Source organism: Flavobacterium anhuiense (genome assembly GCF_004151235.1).
Classification (GTDB): Bacteria; Bacteroidota; Bacteroidia; order Flavobacteriales; family Flavobacteriaceae; genus Flavobacterium; species Flavobacterium anhuiense_A.
Map to the genome: position 1 here is coordinate 376,773 of NZ_JUIV01000002.1, position 23,801 is coordinate 400,573.

Sequence of the window (23,801 nt, forward strand, 5' to 3'; positions counted from 1 at the left end):
ACTTTAATTTACATGCATTTTTTCGTGTTAAAATAAAATTTTTTCTAAACAAAAAAATGATAATAAATTTAAAAACAAATATAGCTTTAAACTAGTTATATTGATTATGGAAAATCATAATTTATTTTAGGACAATTATATCAATTGTTTTAAATAAAATATAGAGTATTTATACGGTTTTTTATAATGACAAAAAACGAGTTTTTTTTACCCCTTATCCTTCTTCCCCCACTTAACCTTCATTTTTCCTTCATTATCATAAGCGATCAAATGTAGGACAATGCCCTTTTCGCGAACGGCTTTTCGTTCTTCTTTGGTGGCGAGTTTGGCGTCGTTTTTAGAATTTCTTAGCGGAACGGTAAGCGCTAGATTGGTGCCTCGTCCAAAAGAATAAACGCCTTCTGCGTCTAGGTTGAGAACGCTGGAACTTATGGTAAGTTTATTGACATCGACTTGTTCGCCGCGAAGATTGAGCGAGCCCGATAAATCGCTGAAAGTAATATTTTCAACATCGCGAAACGGAAAAGCAAATTTGCCCACTTTCATAATTGGTTCAAAATTGATTAAGGCGCCTTGGTTAACATTAAAATCGAGTTTTCCTTTCATAGAATTCATGATCAAATCACCCGTGCTGCTCATTAAACCAACAACATTGGCATTGCTAGTTAATCGCCCGCGAATGTTTTTCGGACTAAAAGACTTGATTCCGAAATTGTTGAAAGATCTTAAAAAACTTGCAATATCTACACGGTTTACCTGCGCATTTGAGGTAAAAATATACCGATTTCCGCTTGGCTCAACAGAACCGCTAAAGGTTATGCTTCCGCCAGAAGTATTTAATGTTCCGTTTTTAAGCAGTATTTTAGAATTTAGCATTTGCAGCGTTGCCTGCGTATTGGTTGCCGTAAGCGCGCCATACGTGATTTTATCGGCTTTAAGATTAATTACAGCCGTACATTTTTCGATTACCGATCTTAATTGGTTCGTAAAATTGACATTTTGTTTAACGGGTTTTTTTACTGCCACTTTTTGTTTCGGCGAATTTTGCAAAACGCCCAAAAACTGTTTTACGTCAATATTTGGACAATAGATATTCCAATTTACCACCATTTTTTCGGGTGCGTCATAATAGAGATTCAAGAAATTATCGATTTTTCCGTCAATACGAATAATGTTCTTTTTGTGTTTGTACGCAATTTTTTTAATGTAAAGCGCCTCTTGCGTAAATGACAATTGTACTGCGGTTTTTTCGGCATGAATCCTTTTCGGAATATAATCGAATGTGGCATCAGCAATATCAACGTCGCCTGTAAATTTTGGTTTATTGATGTACAGATCGACAATATCAAACTGAAATTTTAAATTGGCTTTGGCATGACCGCTTTCAAAATGAAGCATTTTTTCATTCATCAGCCCGTTTAATTTCGAAATATCAAAATCGGCATTTACAACTCCTGTCGCAATGGGTTTTTCTAAATTATTAATTACGGCTTGCGCAATGGTCAGCGGAATACTTTGATATTCGGCTTTAAAATTGTTCAGAATAATAGCCGAGTTCGGATCGCTGGATTCCTTTTCGGGTTTAAAAGTGTTAGTAAAAATTCCTTTAAAACTGCAATTCGTAAACAAGCCGTCAGGAATCGTTAATTCGTTATCGCGAACATCTGCCTGAACCACAATTTTCGGATCGCCCTCAACATTCAAATCGCCTTTTATGTCGCAGTTTACCTTAATCGGTTTTTTGATGTCGAATTGATTGAGTTTCGAACTAATATTTGCCGATAATAAATTGGAAGCATTTCGCCATAAAATATCCGTCCCGATATTGATTCCGAATAGCGAATTGTTTTTTCCGATATTAAAGAAAGCGATGATGTCAAAAACATCAGAACCAATTTTAAGTCCTTTGGTTTTAATATCTATTTTCTGATTGGCTTCAGCATACGAAATATCAAAATTGCCTTCGAGAATTTTTTCTTTGGCAAAACTTCCGTGAACGGTATTAAAGGCAAGACTGTTAATTTTGGTTTTCAAAAACAAATTGGTTTGCCAGCTGTCATCTTCATAATTTACTTTCGATTCTAAACTCGCCACATCAAAATCAAACAATTTATGACCTAAATGATTGTCAATAACTACGTGAACCTTATTGAGGTTTACTTCATCAATGGTAGTTTCGGGCTTTTCTTTATCGGTTTGCGGTTTCTTCTTTTTGGGTTTAAAAATATTGGCATTAGAATAACCATTTTCAGCTTTGTAGATATAAATATCAGCGTCGTTGATCAAGATTTTATGAATATTGACTTCGTGCTTCAATAAACTCAAAATATTCAAACGCGCTTCAATTTCTTTTGCTCTTAACAAAGTATGTTTGTGGCTTTGCCATTGATTGTCTTTTATTTCGACATCATTCAACGCCAATGTAAAATTCGGGAAACCCGTTAGAAACTTATAATGAAAATCGCCAATATGAAATTTGCCATTTATATTTTCGTTGATTTTGGTATTGACTTTGGCAATAATTTCGGCTTTATTTCGGTTGAAATATATTGACAAACCTCCGCAGGCAAGTAGAAGAATCGCGATTAGGCCAAGAATAAAATATCCAAAGCGTTTGGCATATTTTTTAAAAGAATCAGATTGCAGAAAGGATTTTGTTTTGGATAAAGTTTCTTTCATATTAATCGCGTTTTTGGATATACTAAAGATACTAAAAAAATGCTAAAAAGTTTATTGGTTTGATTTTCAGGTAAATAAATTGTAAATTTAGCGTTATACAGTTTATAATTATTGACAATACATTTATAATGAAAACTAATTTAGTAATGGTGTTTGATTTATTTTAAATTTTTAAATTTGTACTGTAGTTTGAAAGTTGATATTTCAGACCTAATTTTAATCTTAATATATTATGGCATTAGCAATAACAGATGCTACTTTTGATGAAGTAGTTTTAAAATCAGATAAACCAGTAATGGTGGATTTTTGGGCAGCATGGTGTGGTCCTTGTAGAATGGTTGGTCCAATCATTGACCAATTAAGCGAAGAGTACGCTGGTAAAGTAGTTGTTGGTAAAGTAGATGTAGATGCTAACCAAGAATTTGCTGCAAAATATGGTGTGCGTAACATACCAACCGTTTTGGTGTTTCAAAATGGTGAAGTAGTAGGAAAACAAGTAGGAGTAGCTCCGAAACAAGCCTACGCAGATAGTTTAGACGCTTTATTGTAATCTTAGATTACGATTAATATAAAAAAGGTCCGACGAAAGTTGGACCTTTTTTATTGGGTTTGTTTTTTTTGCCACAAATTTCACGAATTAAATTTGTGAAAATTTGTGAAATTCGTGGCAGAAAACCTTTTTATTTTGTTTGAAAATCAATTAGTGGCTGTGAGTTTCGCTGTTTTCATAACCCAAAACCGTAATCATATAAGGTGTGCTAGAAACCTTAGTCTTTTTGATTGCCAATGTAGAAAGGTTTACCTGTAGTAATTCTCCAGTTGTTGGCGAAGTGATATAAGCAAAACGATCTGTAACTGCCATTTGAGGTTTTAGTGTAGCATCTGTAGCCGTTTCTGAAGTTGCTTTAGTTTCTTTTACCGCTTGTAAACTGCTGATATCATAAAGTTTAAATTCTCCTGAATGCAATAAAACAGCCAGTTTTTTACGATCGTAACTTGTTTTGCATTGCATAATGGTTGTGTTCTGAATAATTGGTTTTACAGTATTAGCCACAACATCAATTAAAAATGCGCCTTTTGCGGCTGTATAGCCAATGAATTTTCCAGCAGAAGCCGTTTCTAAAATGCTCCCGAACCAAGCCGTTCCAAAATCTGATGGATGATCAATTAGTTTTTGGTTTCCGTTACTTTCTACAACCAAAATTCCGCTTGACGAACCAAAAACAGCATAAACGCCGTCTGAAGCATTTCCGTGAATTCCTTTTGTCTGTAGTTTAGCATCAAAAAGCGTTTTTCCTGTATTGTCAATAATTTTTACTTTTTCAGGAAGCGTTCCCGTAACCGAATTATCTTTTACTGTAATCGCATAAGTTCCGTTTGTAAAAGTTGCCATTGCACCGTGATGCGCCAATAAACCTGCATTTATCGTTTTGAAAGTTGAGCCAGCTTTGTTTACATCAGCTTCTTTACCAACAGAAAGCGTTCCGTCTCCGTCGTTAAAAGTTAGGATTTCGCCAATTTTACTTTTAAAATGTGTTGGTTTTAATGCGCTTGTCGCTAAAATTCCAAATTTCGGAACATCATCAACATCAATATGATCGCCGTGTAATTCCAATCCGCTGTCGAAAGTTTCTACAAAATTATTGTCTCTGTGAACAATTCCTGCATAACGTCCAGATTCTGTTGTGTACAAAGAGGCTTTAGCAAATTTTGCCGTAAAAGAACTGATTTTATCTTCATGCGGATCAAAAAGCGTTAGCTCAGTAGTTTTTTCGTCAGAAAGTAAAACTCGAACAAAAGTGTGTTCTTCTGAAGTGTCGTGATCATGATCATGATCGTCATGGTTGTCATCGTCGTTGCTGCACGAAACCGCAAAAAGCGAAACTGCAAATAAAAATAGTAATTTGTAAAACTTGTTTTTCATTGTAATAAAGGATTAAAATTTGTAAATAATTGAGTTTTGAATGGTTTGCTTATCGCGAAATCAAAAACGGAATCTTCATAGAAACAATAATGTTTCGTCCCGCTTCTGGAAGTTCGATAAGTCGATAAAAGCTAGTGTGATTTAAATATCTTGTATTGAATAAATTTTGGATCTGAATATTGATGCTGATATCTTGTTTTCCTGTTTTTATTTTTGATCCTAAAGCCAAATTAAAGACATGACTTTCAGCCGTTTTTTTCTCAGGCGGAACAATATTATTTTGCTGTGCCGTAAAACGATAATCAACAGAAAAATAAGGTTCTTTTAGAAAGCTGATTTGCGGTTCATAATTCAATCCAAACAAAACAGAAGGCGGAGGCGAGAACGGGAGCGTATAGCCTTTTTTGCTTCCTGATTTTTGTTCTGAATAAAGATATTCGGCACCAATTTCTGCGCTTAAAGATTCTAGGAAATAATAACGCGTCTGCAATTCTGCGCCGTAGCGAAAGACTTTACTTTGTTCATATTCAAAAACCTGATTTCCTGCTCCATAATAAATATCATGTGCTGAGGTTGGGTTTAAATAAATGAAATTTGGAAAATAGTTCACAAACGGAGTCAGCTGAAAAGACCAGTTGTGCTGTTGCCATTCTATTCCCAAATCCAATTGATACGAACGTTCTGCATCCAAATTCGGATTTCCTTTTTCGAATCTGAAATAATGATAATTTACACCGTTTGAAGCCAGTTCTTTGGCAATCGGCATTCTAAAGCTTGATCCTAAATTGGCTTTCAGCGAAAGATTTCCAGGATTATAATTGATTCCTGCAGACCACGTAAAGCTGTCAAAAGTTTTGGTTAAATCTTGAGAACGCTGTAAATATTCCATTTGCGTCTGATTGTTTTCAGATACAGGACTTTGAAACCAATCGTAATACGATTTCATTTTAATAGTTCCGTAATCATAGCGAATCGCGCCATTCAGCCACCATTTTTCGTTCAGTTCGATTTTATCATAAACAAATGCACCGGCGTTGAATTGCGAAAAAGCGGGAATAAGGAAACTCCATCCGCTAATTTCATTTTGTTGGGAAACTACATTCGAACCAATTGTAATTTGATGATTATTAATTCTGAATTCATCTTTAGCCGAAAACGACCAAACATCTTTATCATATTGGCGTTCCAAATCCTGTGGAGCGTACATATCTTCTGGATAAATTGGAGGCATATAACCATGATTCACATAATGGCTATATTCTCTTCTAAAGTTATTCTGAAAACCAATTTGCGTCTCAAAAGCATGATTTCCCAATTGAAAAGAAGTCGTATTGCTAACCTTTAAATGATTGACTTGCTGATACGGCATCAAAATATCACGGCTTGATTTGTCGTGTAATTCAAGATCTACATTTCGAGGTTCAAGTCCATGCGCATTCGCGAAAAATCCGCTTTTGGTATGCACATTGCTGAAATAGAAAACCGATTTAAAATGCTCGCCAGAATAACCCGTGCTCAAATGAAAATCAAGTTCTTTTCCAGCCGTATTTCGCAAATGATTTTTGTACAACGGGACAGCGTAACTATACACATGCACCACATCTGTCGGAACGCGATAATCGCCGTAATCCATTGTGGTAACACGCGAATCAAAGAACCAGTTTTTGTTTCTTCCGAATAAATTAATTGAACTTCCAAATTGCGCATTGTTGCTTTTTCCTGTAAGATCAACGCTTCCGCCAAAAGTATTTTGCAACGGAAGTGGAAGCGGTTTAATATTTATCGCACCGCCGACAGCATCAGATCCGTAAATAAATGAAGAAGGGCCTTTTATAATTTCTACTCGATTGACAGCATATTGATCGATTTCCAGTCCGTGATCGGCACCCCATTGCTGACCTTCGTGTTTCAAACCATTCTCAACCACAATAACCTGATTAAAACTCAAACCACGAATAAGCGGTTTAGAACCTCCAGAACCAATCGAAATGGTTTTAACGCCAGGCAATTTCTGCAAAGACTGCATCAAACTTCCGCCAAGATTACGCTGAATAAAACTATTGTTTACCGTTTCAACATTCAGCGATTCTTCTTTTTTGCGTTTCTGAACAGTATTATTGCTGATTAAAACTTCCTCTAGCTCTTTAATTTCTGATTTTTTTTCTGAAGGCTGATTTTGAGAAAAAGCTTCGGCTGAAAACAATAAACTGATGAGTAAAAAACAATATTTCCAATACTTGGATAGGACATTCTTCATTAATCTGATCTTATAAAATTTTAATACTTAAACCTTTCAGCGTTTGCCAGCCTTCTTTGTCCGTCAAGCGAATCATAAAATGATAATCTCCAGGATCAACATCAGCAGGAATGGTGATTTGTGCTGTTGCTTCGTAACTTTTCATTCCGTTCGGAATAGTATAATTGTTAATGAAAAGCATTGGTTTTACAGGCTTTTTTACCGCTTCCATTTCACAAGTTGTCACTTCTGTACTATGCGTGTGATGATCGAAGTTGTGATGAATGTCCAGACTGTAAGAACCCAACTCAACGTTATCGCTAAAAGAAGCTTTAAAAGTGATCGTCTGACCGCGTTCAATCGTACTGCACTGAATCGGAAAAGCATTTTGTGTAATATCAATCACAGGATATTCGGTATCGATTTCAGCATTGTCGCTTGAACAAGATGTTATAAAGACAAGGGCAAAAACGCCTAGTAGAGACTTTAAATTTTTCATATTTTTTGATTGGAATTAAAGTGCAAATGGAACCTCAAGAGATTGCGAAAAATTGATGTTATAAGTCGTGTTTTTATACAAAACCAGAAAAGTATAATTGCCAGTTGCCCAAGATTTATTAGCAACCAAATCCTGCGGAACAGGTAAATTATTGTCTTTTGATGCGCCAATTGTAAGCTTTGGTGTCTCTCTCAAAAACTTTGTCCCGTCCCACGGAATGTTCGAAAACTGACCAGCTTCGGCCATATTTTTATGTTCGAAAACATCATACACAATCACTTTGCTAAAATCAATCTGATCCACACTTTCCGGATTGTGTTTGGTATTTTTATTAATCAAAAGCAGATACATAATTCCGTCTCCTTTTACACCTTCAAGCGTAACCTGCGAACTGAAAATATCGTTGTTTTTGTATTTAGCAGTTTCATCAGAAAATTTGCCTTTTCTGTACATAAAAGCATCATTTATAAAAAGTGTAAATACTGAGGCAACTGGGTTTACAGGAATATTTTCTAATTTGTAAATCGTTAGGTTTTTCTTGATTTCTAGTTTCGTTCCGTTTTGATCGTTTATGATGATGATGAAATCGTATTTACCTTCAACGGCATCTTCGGGAATGTCAAAATGCTTGTGAATTGTGGCATTTTTTGCGCCTGCATATTGTGTCCAGGTAATTTCATGCGACCAAACTTTTGAATACGTTTCGGTACTTTTCTGCACAATTTTTACCTGTACATTTTCAATTTTATCTGAGGCCGTGACTTCAGCATTAAAATGGAAATCTTGTCCGATAGTAGCCGTTTCGTTGTTGCCAAGACCCAGTTCGATTTTGTCAATAGCTGGAATGGCCTGTTCTTTTTCTGAATCGTCGTTACTACAGCTTGTAAAAGCAATTGTCGCGAAAAACGAAGCCAGAATGAGTTTTGTTGTTTTCATTTTTTCTGATTTGATTTTGATCATTTTATAAAGAGTATTTGGGTTACGAAAGCATTGTGATTTCAATATTCAAGTCCCAGAGGGACGAAATATTTATAGAAATAAATTCATCATTTAGAAGAAAGCACCAGCGGGGTGAAACATCTTTTAAATGAATGAAAAACGACAGAACAGAACTAAAAACCTGAATAGCGGTCTAGTTCAAATGCTGTAATCGATAAAGTTGAAAAGAGAATTTCTTGTGCGGAAAAAGCAGAAATCAATGACAATTACAATATCAATCTTGTTTAGTTGCTTAAAATCAATGAAATAGCCGAATTGCCAAAGCAAAACAGAGCACAAAAAATACTAAAATGTAAAAGGCGGGGCTCGAAGTGAGAAAAGCGCCCCTTTAAAAAATGCAAAATGCGGTTTGCTGTAAAAACTAGTGTGTTTTACAACAGGATTATTCATGAAAAACTGAAAAACATGGAACTCAAATGTGCCAACAGCGCTGAACTTAAAATCGCAAATCGAACATTTATGAAACGAATGCAGTTTGGCTTTGAATTGCGGTTTTTCGGAGACAGAAAATTCTAATTTCTCTTTTGCCGAATGAGTATCCAAAATATGCTCATACGAATGGACAGCCGGAAAAAGTATTGCGAACAATACAATCAAAGGCATGAAGAGATTTATAAATTTAAGCTTCTTTTTCATTCGTTAAGATTACTTCTGATATTTTCAACCAGAATTAATGCAATAGTGTTGCAAATATAGAAATCTTATTTTTAAATGCAATGTTGTTGCGATAATTGTTTGTAAAAAATCAATGCTTTTGCTAATTTTAGCAAATCTTATATTCCTTAAAAATGAAAATTTTCTACAGCTTTCTTTGTTTTTTTATATTGATTTTCAATAGTTTTTCTCAGGTAAAAGAAAATGAATTATTAGAAAATGGTGTTTTAGAACAGCTGGCGAAATTTCGTAAAAAGCAGATTTCAGATCTTCAATACATTTTGTCTTTCGAAATTCCGTATAAGAAATCAGAAAATATAAATTCTAATTTGATTGTAAATTTGAGTTTATCTGATTTAAGTCAGCCCTTAATTTTAGATTTTAAAGAGAAAACTTCCAACATAAAAACAGTTGAAGCAAACGGAAAAAAGCTTTCTATTATTCATGAAAACGGGCATATTGTAATTCCGGTTTCGGCTTTGGTTTCAGGAAAAAATACATTTTCAATTTCATTTATTGCAGGTAATTTATCTTTAAACAGAAATGACGATTTTTTGTATACTTTGTTAGTTCCAGATCGCGCGAGTACATTGTTTCCGTGTTTCGATCAGCCTGATTTAAAAGCGACTTATAAACTGAGTCTTTCTGTACCGAAAGATTGGTCTGTTTTGGCTGGAGCTGATGTTGTAGAGAAACTCGAAAAAGGCGATTTTACGGCTTATACTTTCGGAGAATCCGATAAAATGAGTACGTATTTATTCTCTTTTGTTGCAGGAAAATTTAAAAGTGCGACACAGAAACCAGGTTTAGAAATGACGATGTTATATCGTGAAAATAGCCCAGAGAAATTTCGCGTAAGCGCTGATACTATTTTCAATCTGCATCAACAATCTTTAGACTTTTTAGAAAAATATACCAATTATAAATTTCCTTTTCAAAAGCTGGATTTCGCTTCAATTCCAGTTTTTCAATATGGCGGAATGGAGCATGTTGGTGCGATTCAATACCGAGAATCAACTTTGTTTTTGGATAACAGCGCAACCGACAGCGAAAAACTAAATCGTGCAAAATTGATTGCTCACGAAACCTCGCACATGTGGTTTGGCGATTTGGTAACTATGAAATGGTTTGACGATGTTTGGATGAAAGAGGTTTTTGCCAACTTTATGGCCGATAAAATCATGAATCCGATTTTCCCGAAAGTCAATCATAATCTGCAGTTTTTTACAGCGCATTATCCTAGCGCTTACGCGGAAGATCGATCTTTAGGAACACATCCGATCAAACAGCATTTGGCGAATTTGAAGAATGCGGGATCACTATACGGCGCTATTATTTACAACAAAGCACCCATTATGATGCGTCAGTTAGAGGCTTCGATGGGTAAGGAAGCGTTTCAAAAAGGAATTCAAAAATACATTCAGAAATACGCCAACGACAATGCCGATTGGAATAATTTGGTAGAACTTCTAGATGCTGAAACGCCTTTGGATATGAAAAAATGGAGCGATGTCTGGGTTAATAAATCTGGAAGAGCCATCTTTACAGATAAAGTTGAATACGATTCTAAAAACCGAATTAAAAGTTTTGAAATTCAACAACAAGCCGAGGATAAATCAGAGGATATCTGGCCTCAGGTTTTTCAGATTGGTTTAGTTTATGCTAAAGAGGTAAAGATTTTATCGGTTAATGTTAATGACAAAAGTACCGTCGTAAAAGAAGCCGAAGGACTCGAAAAACCGCTAGCTGTTATTTACAATTATAACGGTTTTGGATACGGCGTTTTTCCGCTTGATGGGAATAATTTAAATTATATTGCTTCTTTGAAAGATGAAATGGCAAGAGCTTCAGCTTATAGTAATCTTTACGAAAATACTTTGATTGGGAATGTTTCCCCAGAAAGAGCTTTTGATTGTTTTCTAAAAGGAATTGAGACGGAGCAAAATGAATTAGTTCTGCGAATTGTTTCAGGAAGTTTGAATACAATTTATTGGAGATTATTGACGGAAAAACAGCAAAACAAATTCCAGAAACAGCTCGAAGGGGTTTTGAATGAACGTTTGCAGGCTAATTTATCGGCCAATATCAAAAAGACTTTATTCGGATTATTTAGTTCGATTGCGTATTCTAATTCGGCGAAAGCCAGTTTGTACAAGGTTTGGAATAGAGAAATTTCGATTCCGAATTTGAAATTAAATGAAGACGATTATACCAATATGGCAATGAATCTGGCGATTTTTAAACATCCACTGGCTGATGGAATCTTGGAGAAAACAAGAACTTCGTTTACAAATCCTGATAAACAAAAGCGTTTTGAGTTTTTATTACCTTCATTATCAAAAGATGAATCGGTTCGAAATGCTTTTATGGAATCTTTAAAAGACGATTCAAACCGCGAAAAAGAATCTTGGGTTTCGGTTGGATTGGCCAATATTCATCATCCGCTTCGTCAGGAAAGTGCGCAAAAGTATATTAGATTTTCATTAGATTTGGTTGATGAAATTCAGCGCACGGGAGATATTTTCTTTCCGAAAGATTGGCTGGATAATACTGTTGGGAAGTATTCTTCGAAATTTGCTTTTGATGAAGTACAGCGATTCTTAAAAGAAAACCCTAATTTTAGTCCGATCTTGAAGCGTAAATTGTTTCAGGCGACAGATTTGCTTTATAAAGCACAAAACATAAAAAAAGAAACCGAATGAAAATTGAATCGGAAATAGAGAAAGTCTCGAGTTTTCAGCATCTGGAAATGCTGGCAAATCAGGTTGTGGAAGGTTTTATATCGGGAATGCACAAGAGTCCGTTTCATGGATTTTCAGCTGAATTTGCCGAGCATAAAGTCTATAACGCAGGCGAAAGCACCAAACATATCGATTGGAAATTATTCGCCAAAACCGATCGCTTGTATACGAAACGTTTTGAAGAAGAAACCAATTTACGCTGTCATTTGATTGTAGATAATTCGTCGTCAATGCATTATCCGGAATTAAAATCGAATCAGCCATTTTACGAAAAAAAGATTGGATTTGCCGTTTTGGCTTCGGCAGTTTTAATGAATATTTTAAAGAAACAGCGCGATGCGGTTGGTTTGAGTGTTTTCTCGGATAAATACGAATATTACGCTCCAGAAAAAGGAAGCGATCGTCATCATAGAATGCTTTTAAACAAACTGGAAGAATTATTGGTTCAGCCAAAAGTCAAAAAAACAACCGATACTATTACATATTTGCATCAGATTGCTGAGAAAATGCATCGCCGTTCGATGATTATTTTGTTTACCGATATGTTTCAGACAGAAGATGATGAGAAATTATTTAACGCATTGCAGCATTTAAAACACAACAAGCACAAAGTGGTTTTGTTTCATGTGGTTGACAATGAGACCGAGTTGAATTTTGATTTTGATAATTCACCTAGAAAATTCATCGATTTAGAATCGGGAGATGAGGTTTCGATTTTTGCGGATAACGTAAAAGAGGAATATGAAAAAAGGGTAGAAGCTTATTTTAAAAACTTGGCTTTAACCTGCGCAAAGAACCAAATTAAGTACGTTCCGGTAAATGTTGGCGATAATTTTGAAAAAATATTGACTACATATTTGATTGAAAAACAAAACTTTGGATGATATTTTAAAAAATAATTTCATTTTTTTTATAAAAACGCTTGCAGAAATGAAATTCTGTTATATCTTTGCAACCGCAATAACGCAGAGGTTTGGTAGTTCAGTTGGTTAGAATACATGCCTGTCACGCATGGGGTCGCGGGTTCGAGTCCCGTCCAGACCGCAATATTGGGAGAAGCCTTTCTATTAAGAAAGGCTTTTTTGCCCAAAAACGGTATCTAAGATTAGTTGTGTTGTTTTGCTACGACTTTGTAACTCGTAGCTGGTTTAGTAGTTAGACCAATGAAAAGCTTTCCACTTTTGTGGATGGCTTTTTTGATTTAAGACACTTTTGTTTTTTTTTGTTTTTACCACAAAGGGCGCTAAGATTTACGCAAAGTTCGCAAAGATATTTTTTAAGAATGAAAAGTTCGCAAAGCTTACAATTGAGAAAGTTTTGCGATTTTTTTTGCATAATTCTGATTTCAACGAACAGTTTGTCATTTCGAGGGATGAGAAACCTTCGCAAGTAACTCCACAAAGATTTTCCATTTATTTGTTAAAACATAGCCCGTGGTTTCAACCACGGGGACACAATGTGTATAAATACGTTTCCCGTGGTTGAAACCACGGGCTATGTTTAAAAACGAGATAAATAATGCTGCATGAAGAAGCTTTGTCAAAGTTTCAAACTTTGACAAAGGTCGAAAGATTAAAAAACATTTCGCTCTTCGCGTAAATCTTAGCGTGCCTTGCGGTTAAAAAGAAAGAAACTTCTTCTTTTTTGATTTACTCGCCAATTTTTAAAATATTGGATTTTAACCAATTAAAAATTTCTCAAATTTTATTTGAAAAAACGCTTGCAGAAACGAAAATCTGTTGTATTTTTGCACTCGCAATAACGCAGGGTTTGGTAGTTCAGTTGGTTAGAATACATGCCTGTCACGCATGGGGTCGCGGGTTCGAGTCCCGTCCAGACCGCCTAAGTTGTTAAAAGCCTTTCTTAACGGAAAGGCTTTTTTGTTTTTGGTATTTAACCGCAAAGCACGCTAAGATTTACGCAAAGTTCGCAAAGTTTAATTTAGCCACAGATTATACAGATTAACACAGATTTTAAAAATCCTTCTAATCCTTTTAATCTGTGGCTAAAAATTTTAAGTATAAAAAGCTTTGCGAACTTTGCGCTTTTACCTTGCGTGCTTTGCGGTTAAATTTCTTCCTATCTTTATATTATGGAACACTCTGGTCAAAAACTCGATAAATATTACATCAAAAAAGTAGATGCTGATAAAAAAAGCATTTACTGTCACCACGATTTGATGGGTGAGTTGTTTATTCCGCCACACAGACACCAGAAAGCACAGCTTTTATATGCAGAAGGCGATGTTGTTTTTGTAACTACAGAAACCAAAACGTACTTTTTACCAGCAAGGCACTTTATCTGGATTCCGAGTGGAGTGGAGCATAGTATCGAGCCGAAATCGGAAAGTGTTACGATGCGAAATCTGTATTTTCCGGTTGAAAAAGAAGAAGATGACTTTTATAAGGTGGAAGGAATTTATCCAGTAAACAATTTGTTGTTGCAAATGATGCTTTTTACCAATCGATGGAATGGAGATCTTAAAAAAGGAACCCCAAATTTTACCATTGCCAAAGCGATAAAAGCGATTCTTCCGCAAATTTGCACTAATAATTTACCTTTAGAATTGCCACAACCCAAAGACAAACGTCTTGGAAAAATTCTGCGTCATATTGAAAACAATCTAGGAGAAACGATTCTGTTTGCTGATGTAGCTCACGAATTTGGTTTTAGCGAACGCTCTTTATATCGCTTGTTTCAAAAAGATCTTAAAATGTCTTTTATTCAATATTATACCATTAGAAGAATCTTAAAAGCTATCGAACTTTTATTGGAAAGAAAACTTTCAGTAAAAGAGGTGGCCGAAGAAGTTGGTTACAATAGTGTTCCAACTTTCAGCAACACTTTTTTCAAAATTCTGGGCCAAAGACCTTCAGATTACTTAAATGGTGAAGAGATTTTGGAAAGTAAATAGTTTTTATTTCACGCAGATTTTAATAGATTTTAGCTGATTTAGCAGATTCTTTTTTATTCCATGCGTAAAAAAAAGTCTCGCAGATTCCGCAGATTTCAGAGATTTTTAAATGCTTTATAATCTGCATAATCTGCGGAATCTGCGAGACTAAAAAGAAAAATCTGCGCGCATCTGCTAAAATCTATTAAAATCTGTGTGAAATATCACAATCAAAATCTATTTTGTAATAAATTGTTTTTCAGTGCTTTAATATAACGTTTTCGGAAAATAGAATTTTAACGTTTGTCCGAAATGAATATGTTCTTGGCTTTTTAGAATTATCAGTCACGAGAAAAATGAAGGAACTTTGCAGCATCAAATATTAATGTATTTATGTTCCTTAAAACAACAAATTCTACAGACGATTGTTTTTCCAGAATCCTGCTGTTAATCTTAATGATATTAGCATTCAATGGCTTACAAGCGCAGGAAGTTCATTCGGTTTCATTACAAGAAGCTTTGAAACTGGCTAAAGAAAACAACAAGAAAATCCTTAGATCTCAATTGGAGGTCACGCTCGCAGAGCAAAACATTAAAGAAAGAAAAGAGCTTCGATTACCAGACGTACAGCTAAACGGCATGTATTCTCGCATCACGAATATTACCGAATTCAAAGGAAGCGGATTTCTTAAAGACAAAGAAGTAACTCCGGCAATTCCTGAAATTTATGAGGTAAATTCAACCTTTAAAATGCCAATTTATGCTGGAAATAAGATTAATAACGCCATCAAAATTGCCAATCAGGAAAACGAAATCGCCAAAATAAAAACAGAAAAGGCCGAAAATGATATCGAGCTTGAAGTGGTGGCAAACTATCTGGCAATTTATAAAATGATGGAACTTCAGAAAATATTCGAAGAAAACATCAAAGAAGAAAAAAGCCGACTGAAAGAAGTGCAATCGCTTCAAAAACATGGAACGGTTACGAAAAACGAGGTTATTCGTGCCGAATTACAGCTTTCAGATCGCGAATTGAATGCGTTAACTAACTCCAAAAACATTAAAATCGCACTTCACGATCTGAAAACGCTGATCCAAATTCCAGAAAATGAAGAAATTGTAATCGATACAACTTCAAGTCTTGATGAAATGAACGGTCTAGATCCGTATGATTTTTATATGACAAAAGCTTTGCAGAACGAAGAAATGCGTATTGCAAGCCAAGAGTTAAACATCAGCAAAACGGAATTGAAATTGGTTAAAGGAAATTACTTGCCAAGTGTTCATTTCTTTGGAAACTACGGTTTTTATTATCCAAACTACAAATTCTTTCCGCCAAATCCGTATTTGTACACTTTAGGCCAGGTGGGGATCGAAGCTACTTTTGACCTTTCGTCTTTGTATAAAAACAAGACCAAAATGGAGCAGGCCAATACCAAAATCAAATGGCAGGAAATGCAGAATGAAATTGTAAAAGAGGAAATTCAGGACAAGCTATATAAAGAACACACACAATATCAGGAAATCCTTGAAAAGTTTGTGGTGGTTGATAAAGCTTTGGATTTAGCCGAAGAAAATTACCGAATTGTAAAGCTGAAATACTTAAACCAATTGGTTTTAATTACCGAAATGGTCGATGCCGATAATGCTTTGCTTCAGGCGAAATACAACAAAATTTCTACGCGATTGGATGCGGTTTTAAAACATTACGAACTGCTTCATACGGCGGGAATGCTTCCGCAAAGCTAGATGGTGAGAGATTAGGCTAAAGCCTTAAGAAAAAAGAGGCAAGAAGCAAGACTTGATAAAAGAAAGAGGCAAGAGAAAAGACATTTTAGAAAAGAACTAAGTTAAAGAGAAAAGAAAGATATGGTTAAGATTAAAAATGAAACTAGAAGAAATAAAACGTTTCATATACTAATAACGATTATTGCGTGCACGCTGGTAATAAGCGGTGTTATTTTGGGAATTTGGTTTTATGTATTTAATCGAAATCATGAAGAAACGAATGACGCTCAGGTGGAGCAATATGTAACGCCAATTATGTCGAGAATTACTGGTTATGTGCAAGAGGTTCGTTTCGATGAAAATCAGTTTGTGCACAAAGGCGATACTTTGGTCGTAATTGATAACAGAGAATATCAATCGAAATTGAATGTGGCTCTTGCCGATGTTCAGAATGCGAAACAAAATAGCGTTGTGGCTGAGAAAAATGCCATAAATACGGCAAGCGCAACAGCGATTAACGAAGCGCAATTAGAAGCTGCAAAGTCGAATCTTTGGAAAACCAAATTAGAATACGAAAGATATAAAGCTTTGGTAAGCGAAGAGGCAGCAACTTCTCAGCAATTAGAAAAAGTAAAAGCAGATTACGAATCGGCGCAGGCGCATTTTCAGGAAATGAAAAATAGAATTCATTCATCGGCTTTAAGCACTTCTGTTGCCGAAGCAAACGTTCCTACAACGCAAACGAATATTGCTGCAAAACAAGCTGTGGCTGATAACGCGGCTTTATTTCTTTCGTACACTATAATTACAGCGCCTTACGACGGTTGGGTTGGAAAACGAACTTTACAGCCAGGACAATTGGTAAAAGAAGGACAATCTTTGCTTTCTATTGTAAGTAAAGAAAAATGGATAACAGCCAATTTTAAAGAAACGCAATTGCAATATTTAAAAGTTGGACAAGATGTTGAAATAAAAGCCGATGCTTTGAGCGATAAGACTTTTACAGGAACAATTGCTTCTTTATCTCCTGCGAGCGGGGCAAGATTTTCATTGCTTCCTCCAGACAATGCAACGGGTAACTTCGTAAAAATTGAACAAAGAATTCCGGTTAGAATTCAGTTAAAAGACAGCGACAAACAAGCCAACTTTTTAAGAGCGGGAATGAATATTACTGTCATCGCAGCACACTAAAATGGAAGATAAAAGTATATTTAAATCATGGGTTCCAAAATGGGCAATCATTACTATTTTGTTTGTTTGTCTTTTGCATTCCATGATTTTATTGGGAGTTTATACGTCAAACGTAACGTATGCGGCAAGTTTTCTGGATATTGAGCCCGAAGATTTGCAGTTTGCGATGTGTGTTACGTACGGAACTCTGCTGGCTACAATTTTGATAGAAAGCCGATTTTCGAGTTTTTTCCCTGCCAAAAATTACCTCATAGGAGTTTATTCCTTAATTGGAGTTACGATTGTGGCATCGGGTTATGTCGATAATTTTGCGGTTTTTCTATTGCTGAGAGTTGCCGAAGGAATCTTAATGGCGCTTCCGGCCATTACCATCAGACAATTGCTTATTGAGCAGTTTGATTCTAAAAATGCCATTATAATTGGTTTTTCCTTTTATTATGGTTCTCTACTGTTGTCAACGCCTTTTATTATGAATATTGCGGTTTGGTTTCTGGATCATTACGACTGGAAATACATGCTGTATGTTTCGGGCGGATTGCAGGTTTTAAATGTCTTTTTAATCTTGGTTACTTTTCGTGGGCACCGAATCACAAAGAAAATCCCGTTGTATCAAATCGACTGGATGAGCTATTTTTTGGTTTTAACAGCTATTCTTTGCGGTGCCTACTTTTTTGTGTATGCCGAGAAAAAATATTGGTTCGAATCTTCTCAAATGGTTTTAATGCTTATTATGGCACTCATTACGGGAGGTTTGTTCATTTTCAAAGAGCTTTTGGTTAAAAGGCCCACTTTTGATTTTGAAGTTTTTAAATACGCCAATCTGAGAATTGGGTTTTTATTGTTTTTCCTGTTTTACATCAGCAGGGCAACGCTTAGTCTTTGCCATTCGGCTATGTATTCGATTTGGAATTGGGATCCGTCTCGTGTTGCGGGCGTGCAGTACATTAACGGACTCGGAAATGTAATCGGATTGATTTTGGCGGCTTATTTTTTGATGAAATCGGTTTCTACCAAAATTATTTTCCTGATTGGTTTTTCGCTAATTGCCTTGTATCATTTTTGGTTTACGTTTCTTTTTGTGCCCGATGTGGCTTTGTCAGATATTATTGTTCCGTACTTTTTGCAGGGTATCGGAGTGGGGTTTTTATTTGTTCCGTTAATTCTCTTTACCACATCTTCGGTTCCTGCAAATATGGCGGTTTCTTCGGGAATTGTCGGCGTTTCAGGACGTTTCTGGGGAAGTACGATTGGTTTTTGCGTCATGCAGAATGCAACAGTATTTTTAAACAAAAAACACTTTTTTAAACTAAGCCAGTTCGTAACGGGCGAAAATCCCGAAGCACAGCAAAACATTGCAAACACTACGCAGAGTTTTATTGCTAAAGGATATTCAGCAGATAATGCCAATGTTTTAGCCATGAAAAAGATTTTCGGAAGCATTACTAAACAATCGACTCTCTTAGCTGATATGGAAATTTATACCATTGTAGGTTACGGTCTTTTAGTTTTGATAATTCTTATTGCATGCAATCAGCATTTGAGACAGACTGTGACTTTGATGAAAAGTAAGATTTGGATTGGGTAAAGATTTTGTTTCAGGTTTAATGTTTCAAGTTCTAAGTTCTGCTCTCATTTTATGTCATTTAGACGAAGGAGAAATCTCCGTAAGTAACTCCGCAACGAAAGTCCAATCTTTGTCGAGCTTCTTGTGGAGATTTCTCCTTCGTCGAAATGACAAACAGTGCGTTTAATTGTTGTGGTAAACAACACTTATCAGTATCTTGCAACCGTTAAAAACAACAAATAAAATTATGAGCCAGCAATGTGTAATTTTTGATATGGACGGCGTGATTTCGCATACAAATCCGCATCATGTAATCGCTTTTGAAAAGTTTTTCGATAAATATAATATTCCGTACACGAAAGAAGAATTTGAAGAACATATGTACGGAAAACACAATAGTTATATCATGACGCATTTCTTCAAACGTCCGATTGCGGGAGAAGAATTGATAAAACTGGAAGACGAAAAAGAAGGAATGTTCCGTGAGATTTACAAAGACAAAGTCGAAACGATTCCGCATTATATGGATTTTTTAAACGAATTAAAATCTCGTGGTTTCAAAACCGCAGTTGCCACATCGGCGCCTCGTGCGAATCTGGATTTGATTGCCAATTTCCTGAAACTAGGCGAAAAAATGGATTCGATGATGTCATCAGAAGATGTTACGTTTCATAAGCCAAATCCTGAAGTATATTTAAAATCGGCAGAAAGAGTTGGAGTTTCTCCGTCTGATTGTGTGGTTTTTGAAGATTCTTATTCGGGCGTTACAGCAGGATTAAATGCCGGAATGAAAGTCGTAGGTGTTTTGAGCACGCATACAAAAGAAGAACTTCCGCCATGCGATTTTTATATTAATGATTATAGTGAAGTTAATGTGGATAAGATTTTAGAATTATTAGGGAAATAAATTCCAATTTTTTAAAATCCCAAATTCCAAGTGATACGAGACCTTTGTCAAAGTTTTAAACTTTGACAAAGGTTTTTTTGTGTAATTAACCACAATCTTGTCATTCCGAGGAACGAGGAATCTCCGTAAGTAACTCCGCAACGAAAAGCCAATCTTTGTAGAGCTTCTCGTGGAGATTCCTCGTTCCTCGGAATGACAAACTAGACGGATATTTAAAGTCGTTTAATACTTCTCCTCCAAAAAAGCCATCCAGCCTTTTTCGAATTCCTCTTGCGTTACATTCAATGTTTTTTGGATGTTGCCGAAAGACGCAATCAGTTTGGGCAGAATATCTTTTCCCCATTTTTGAGTCATATATTCGATTATGGTGTAGCCAATGTTGTAAATCTGATTGCCGTGATTAAGATCTTCTAGAGTCAGGTTTTTGCTTTTGGCATATTTTACGCTTAGCGAATTAACTTCTTTCGCTTCAAAAATACTAATCGATTCCCAGAGCCAGCGCGGATATTCGGCTTTAAACTTTTTATCAAATTCCCTTTCAAAAGTCAGTCGGTCTTGTGTGATGATGGTGTCTTTTGCTTTATAGATTAATATGTTGAGCTGAACGCAATGTGTAAACTCATGCAAAGCCGTTTTTAGCGGATCGTCTGGAAAAATAGAATTAAACCAATTCGTCCATACAAAATGAAATTCGTTTGGACCACGACTTGTGCCTTTTGTGTTTTCTGTTAAACCTGTCGCTTCATTAAACTTAAATTGCGAACCGTAAACAAAAACCTTTATTGGCTCGTGTTCTAAGTCTTTTAGATTTTCTCTTATTTTAGAATAGTTTTCCTCAAGATGTTTGCTGACTTTTTCAGCTTCGCTTTTATAAATTCCGGTATAGGAAACGATAAAATGCTCCGATTTAAGAGTTTTGGTTTCGTGCTGAACAGTAAAACTTCGAATTGTTCTTGCAAAATAAAAGACAGCAATAATTGCTAAAAAAAGGACTAGTAATCTGTATTTTCTCATGTGTTCTAAATGTTTTTTGAAATTTAAAAACAAGCGAAATTTTGAGAATTAGGTTTTTGGTTTTTTAAAAGTAAGAATATTTAAATACTAAAGTGTAAAATAATTAAAGAAATTTCTGAATCGCTTTTTGTTTTGTCTCTCCCGATAGTTGTCGGTATATTAAAATTAAAAGAGTGCTTATCGCATTGTTTCCTGTTTTGACGGAAGTTTTTTAGGACAAAAACATTGCAATTGCATCAAATATTTTTACTTTTGTTCAAAATATGAACAGTGTTCATATTTTGTAATAATGTTTACGATATGAGCAGAAAAGAAATACAAGAGCAGAGAATGAAAGATTATTTCATTCAGGCTACCAAAGAAATTTTAAAAGGAGAAGGCATTCAGGCTTTAAGTGTAAGAAGTATAGCCGAAAAAGCGGGATATTCGTTTGCTACACTTTACAATTATTTTAAAGATGTAAAAGAACTTATTTTTCTTTGTGTGAAAGATTTTCAGCAGGAATGCCAGGAGTATGTTGAAGATAAAACTAAAGATACAGAAAGAGGAGAAAAGAAAATTATTGCGACTGCGATTTCTTACGCCGAATATTTTGTACAGTATCCAAGTGTTTTTGAAATCTTTTTTATCGAAAAACTTCCTAATTCGGCTGAAAATGCCAGAATATCAGAATTAATTTTCTCTTTTCTCGAAAAACTCTGTCAAGAAGAATTTCAATATTGCATTGATCAAAAGAGTTTTACGGCCGAAGAAGTTAAGGAAATAGTAAAAGAACTTAATTGTTTAATTACGGGGGTTTTACTGCTGTATTTAAACCGAAATTATCCATCTGATTATGGTGATTTTGCTAAAAATTTAAAATTACAAGTAGAAAAAACAATGAAAAAATAAGCGCATGAAAACCAAAAAAGAACTTAGAGACGAATACAAGGAAATGAAGTTCAAGAAAGGTGTTTTTCAAATACGAAATACCATAAACAAAAAAGTATATATAGACAGCAGTGCTGATCTTGATGCTATTTTTAAACGCCAGAAATTTCAGCTTAACTGCGGGAATCATCCTGTGGCAGAACTTCAAAAAGACTGGAAAGAACTTGGAGAAGACAAATTCGAATTTGAAATCCTGAGCGAAATAAAAGAAAATGATACAGCGGTAAAATCGGACCCAAAAGATTTGAAACTTTTAGAGCAAATGTTTCTGGATGAAATAATGCCTTTTGATGAAAAAGGATATAACAAAAAGAAAAAATAGCCTATTAAGGCATCAAGTTTTATGAATTGCCTCCAGCTTTAGCTGGAGGTTTTTTTATGATTAAAAAGGAAAAGGTTTTAGCCGAAAATTGATTTCTATAAGAAAAAAATAATTAAAGTTGAACGCATATATGGGGTCAAATGAAATTAAGTTCTAAGGATTTTTGCAATAATTTAAATTTAAAAAATATGGGCAAAAATCATTTTTCAAAAGAAGTTGAAATTAGATTAAAGGATTTTTTTACAAATACAATTGATTCTGATGAAATGGCAAGAGCTATACGGCAAGTAAATTATATTCTTTCCTTAAGCATCATTAGGGGCTGCGAAACTGTAGAAACCGAATTCAACAATCTTGAAGATAATTTTTACTGGCTCAATAAATTAGCCGAAGTTCTCGATCCTTATTTGGATGTTGATTAAGTAAAAGAAATTATCTTCATTTCGACGAAAGGAGAAACCAAAAGCAAAACCGACAAAAAATTCCAGAGTGATTTCCGCAATTTTTTTCATAGTGTACAAACTGTTGGTGATGCTGAAAAGCTCCTTTCGTCAAGATGATTTGATAAAGATGAATTACCACGCAGTTTGTCATTTCGAGGAACGAGAAATCACACTAGAGACTCCACAAAGAAAATCGCCAATCTTTGTTTTGCTCTAAAAATCTTCATTAAATTCGTCACCGTTATCATACCAACTAGATGTGTCAACGTCGAAGTCGTCAACATCATAATCATTAGAAGGAAACTCATTTGATATTTCGTATCTGATCTGAGTTTTAAAGGGGAAACTAAGTTCAACATCTAAACCATCATTATCGGCTCTCTCTTTCCTTGAACCATATTCTAAGGTTACGTAAACTGAACCTTCAACATTAACAATGATTTCTTCGGCTGTAATTTCTTCAATGTGGTATTTTTGTACTTCACCATCTTCTAAGGAATAATGAGGTGCAAGACAATCAATATTTTCATATGAATTCAAAATTATTTTTTCAATCATATCATCTTCTATTTTTCCATCTAAGAAGCTATTTAAAATGTGCCTATAGTTATTGATTGTTTCTGCAAAATTTTCAAATGTTTTTAAGACTTCATCTTTTTTTGTCTCTATTTCATCATTTGTTAAATGAAAGTTTTCATGATTTATATGGGTGTATTTACTTAATGAATCGATAATGTTTTTTATTTCTCTTATTGAAGAGTTTAATTTATTTAGATCGAATCCTAATTTTTTCAAATTTTCATCTGTTAGACCTCCTTGGATTGCATATTTAATTCGTTGAGCTCTTGTCGGACTTCCATTTTCAGTTTCTACTTTAAACCACTCACATTTAATAATTGAAGATTCTGGCGATAGCGAATAAAGAAAATGTCTTGATAATTCACGTATGCTATAGCAAAAATTATGATATCTAAGTTTATTTTCTAAATCTTCAAGATTTTTTAAACAAGCTTCAAAAAGTTGATTTTCAAAATCAGATTTCAAAATTTTTTGTATTTGCTCAATTGTGCTCATGGA

At 34.9% G+C, this 23,801-nt stretch carries 19 protein-coding genes and 2 tRNA genes; 13 read left to right on the forward strand and 8 right to left on the reverse strand.

Features of this window, described 5'->3' with window-relative positions; translation table 11 throughout:
• Positions 1-207 precede the first annotated feature (207 nt).
• Positions 208-2,679 (reverse strand): AsmA-like C-terminal region-containing protein, encoded by a 2,472-nt coding sequence (locus NU08_RS04490; RefSeq protein ID WP_129746043.1) that lies wholly within the window; start codon positions 2,677-2,679, stop codon positions 208-210.
• A 232-nt stretch (positions 2,680-2,911) separates the two neighbouring features.
• Between NU08_RS04490 and trxA the strand changes: the two genes are divergently transcribed.
• Complete coding sequence (trxA, locus tag NU08_RS04495; RefSeq protein ID WP_008466289.1) at positions 2,912-3,229, forward strand: thioredoxin; 318 nt, start codon at positions 2,912-2,914, stop codon at positions 3,227-3,229.
• A 150-nt stretch (positions 3,230-3,379) separates the two neighbouring features.
• On the opposite strand, the gene NU08_RS04500 is transcribed toward trxA, so the two are convergent.
• The 5 genes from NU08_RS04500 to NU08_RS04520 form a co-directional block, all read right to left on the reverse strand.
• A complete protein-coding gene (locus tag NU08_RS04500; protein ID WP_129746044.1) occupies positions 3,380-4,603 on the reverse strand; it encodes a hypothetical protein in 1,224 nt (407 codons plus the stop codon).
• Positions 4,604-4,652: 49 nt separating this feature from the next.
• The gene (locus NU08_RS04505; protein WP_129746045.1) at positions 4,653-6,860 is read right to left on the reverse strand and encodes a TonB-dependent receptor; all 2,208 of its coding nucleotides are present in this window, start codon (positions 6,858-6,860) and stop codon (positions 4,653-4,655) included.
• A 10-nt stretch (positions 6,861-6,870) separates the two neighbouring features.
• Complete coding sequence (locus NU08_RS04510) at positions 6,871-7,338, reverse strand: DUF4625 domain-containing protein (RefSeq protein ID WP_129746046.1); 468 nt, start codon at positions 7,336-7,338, stop codon at positions 6,871-6,873.
• Between the two features lie 15 nt (positions 7,339-7,353).
• Positions 7,354-8,274, reverse strand: a complete 921-nt coding sequence (locus NU08_RS04515; RefSeq protein WP_165352410.1) for a DUF4625 domain-containing protein — start codon at positions 8,272-8,274, stop codon at positions 7,354-7,356.
• A gap of 348 nt (positions 8,275-8,622) precedes the next feature.
• Complete coding sequence (locus tag NU08_RS04520) at positions 8,623-8,973, reverse strand: hypothetical protein (RefSeq protein ID WP_129746048.1); 351 nt, start codon at positions 8,971-8,973, stop codon at positions 8,623-8,625.
• A 152-nt stretch (positions 8,974-9,125) separates the two neighbouring features.
• On the opposite strand from NU08_RS04520, the gene NU08_RS04525 reads away from it, so the two are divergent.
• The 9 genes from NU08_RS04525 (at position 9,126) to NU08_RS04565 (ending at position 20,015) form a co-directional block, all read left to right on the forward strand.
• Positions 9,126-11,693: a M1 family aminopeptidase gene (locus tag NU08_RS04525; protein WP_129746049.1), complete on the forward strand. Its 2,568-nt coding sequence runs from the start codon at positions 9,126-9,128 to the stop codon at positions 11,691-11,693.
• Positions 11,690-12,616 carry a DUF58 domain-containing protein gene (locus NU08_RS04530; protein ID WP_129746050.1) on the forward strand — a complete coding sequence of 309 codons (927 nt, stop codon included), beginning with the start codon at positions 11,690-11,692 and terminating at the stop codon, positions 12,614-12,616. Before NU08_RS04525 ends, NU08_RS04530 begins: the two co-directional genes overlap by 4 nt.
• Positions 12,617-12,702: 86 nt before the next feature.
• Positions 12,703-12,776, forward strand: a tRNA-Asp gene (locus NU08_RS04535).
• A 723-nt stretch (positions 12,777-13,499) separates the two neighbouring features.
• Positions 13,500-13,573 (forward strand) — tRNA-Asp (locus NU08_RS04540).
• Positions 13,574-13,824: 251 nt separating this feature from the next.
• Positions 13,825-14,646 (forward strand): AraC family transcriptional regulator, encoded by an 822-nt coding sequence (locus NU08_RS04545; RefSeq protein WP_129746051.1) that lies wholly within the window; start codon positions 13,825-13,827, stop codon positions 14,644-14,646.
• 435 nt (positions 14,647-15,081) lie between these two features.
• Complete coding sequence (locus NU08_RS04550) at positions 15,082-16,374, forward strand: TolC family protein (RefSeq protein ID WP_242502480.1); 1,293 nt, start codon at positions 15,082-15,084, stop codon at positions 16,372-16,374.
• Between the two features lie 120 nt (positions 16,375-16,494).
• Positions 16,495-17,544: an HlyD family secretion protein gene (locus NU08_RS04555; RefSeq protein ID WP_129746053.1), complete on the forward strand. Its 1,050-nt coding sequence runs from the start codon at positions 16,495-16,497 to the stop codon at positions 17,542-17,544.
• Position 17,545: 1 nt separating this feature from the next.
• Positions 17,546-19,129: an MFS transporter gene (locus NU08_RS04560; RefSeq protein WP_129746054.1), complete on the forward strand. Its 1,584-nt coding sequence runs from the start codon at positions 17,546-17,548 to the stop codon at positions 19,127-19,129.
• A 226-nt stretch (positions 19,130-19,355) separates the two neighbouring features.
• On the forward strand, positions 19,356-20,015 hold the full coding sequence (locus NU08_RS04565; protein ID WP_129746055.1) for an HAD family hydrolase: 660 nt from the start codon (positions 19,356-19,358) through the stop codon (positions 20,013-20,015).
• Between the two features lie 222 nt (positions 20,016-20,237).
• Here the strand turns inward: NU08_RS04565 and NU08_RS04570 are convergent, their stop codons facing one another.
• Positions 20,238-21,029 (reverse strand): hypothetical protein, encoded by a 792-nt coding sequence (locus NU08_RS04570; RefSeq protein ID WP_129746056.1) that lies wholly within the window; start codon positions 21,027-21,029, stop codon positions 20,238-20,240.
• Positions 21,030-21,329: 300 nt separating this feature from the next.
• Between NU08_RS04570 and NU08_RS04575 the strand changes: the two genes are divergently transcribed.
• The 3 genes from NU08_RS04575 (at position 21,330) to NU08_RS04585 (ending at position 22,703) form a co-directional block, all read left to right on the forward strand.
• Positions 21,330-21,920: a TetR/AcrR family transcriptional regulator gene (locus tag NU08_RS04575; protein WP_129746057.1), complete on the forward strand. Its 591-nt coding sequence runs from the start codon at positions 21,330-21,332 to the stop codon at positions 21,918-21,920.
• A 4-nt stretch (positions 21,921-21,924) separates the two neighbouring features.
• Positions 21,925-22,281 carry a GIY-YIG nuclease family protein gene (locus tag NU08_RS04580; protein WP_129746058.1) on the forward strand — a complete coding sequence of 119 codons (357 nt, stop codon included), beginning with the start codon at positions 21,925-21,927 and terminating at the stop codon, positions 22,279-22,281.
• A 188-nt stretch (positions 22,282-22,469) separates the two neighbouring features.
• On the forward strand, positions 22,470-22,703 hold the full coding sequence (locus tag NU08_RS04585; RefSeq protein WP_119789077.1) for a hypothetical protein: 234 nt from the start codon (positions 22,470-22,472) through the stop codon (positions 22,701-22,703).
• A gap of 234 nt (positions 22,704-22,937) precedes the next feature.
• Here the strand turns inward: NU08_RS04585 and NU08_RS04590 are convergent, their stop codons facing one another.
• A complete protein-coding gene (locus tag NU08_RS04590) occupies positions 22,938-23,798 on the reverse strand; it encodes a hypothetical protein (protein ID WP_129746059.1) in 861 nt (286 codons plus the stop codon).
• Positions 23,799-23,801: the final 3 nt, after the last annotated feature.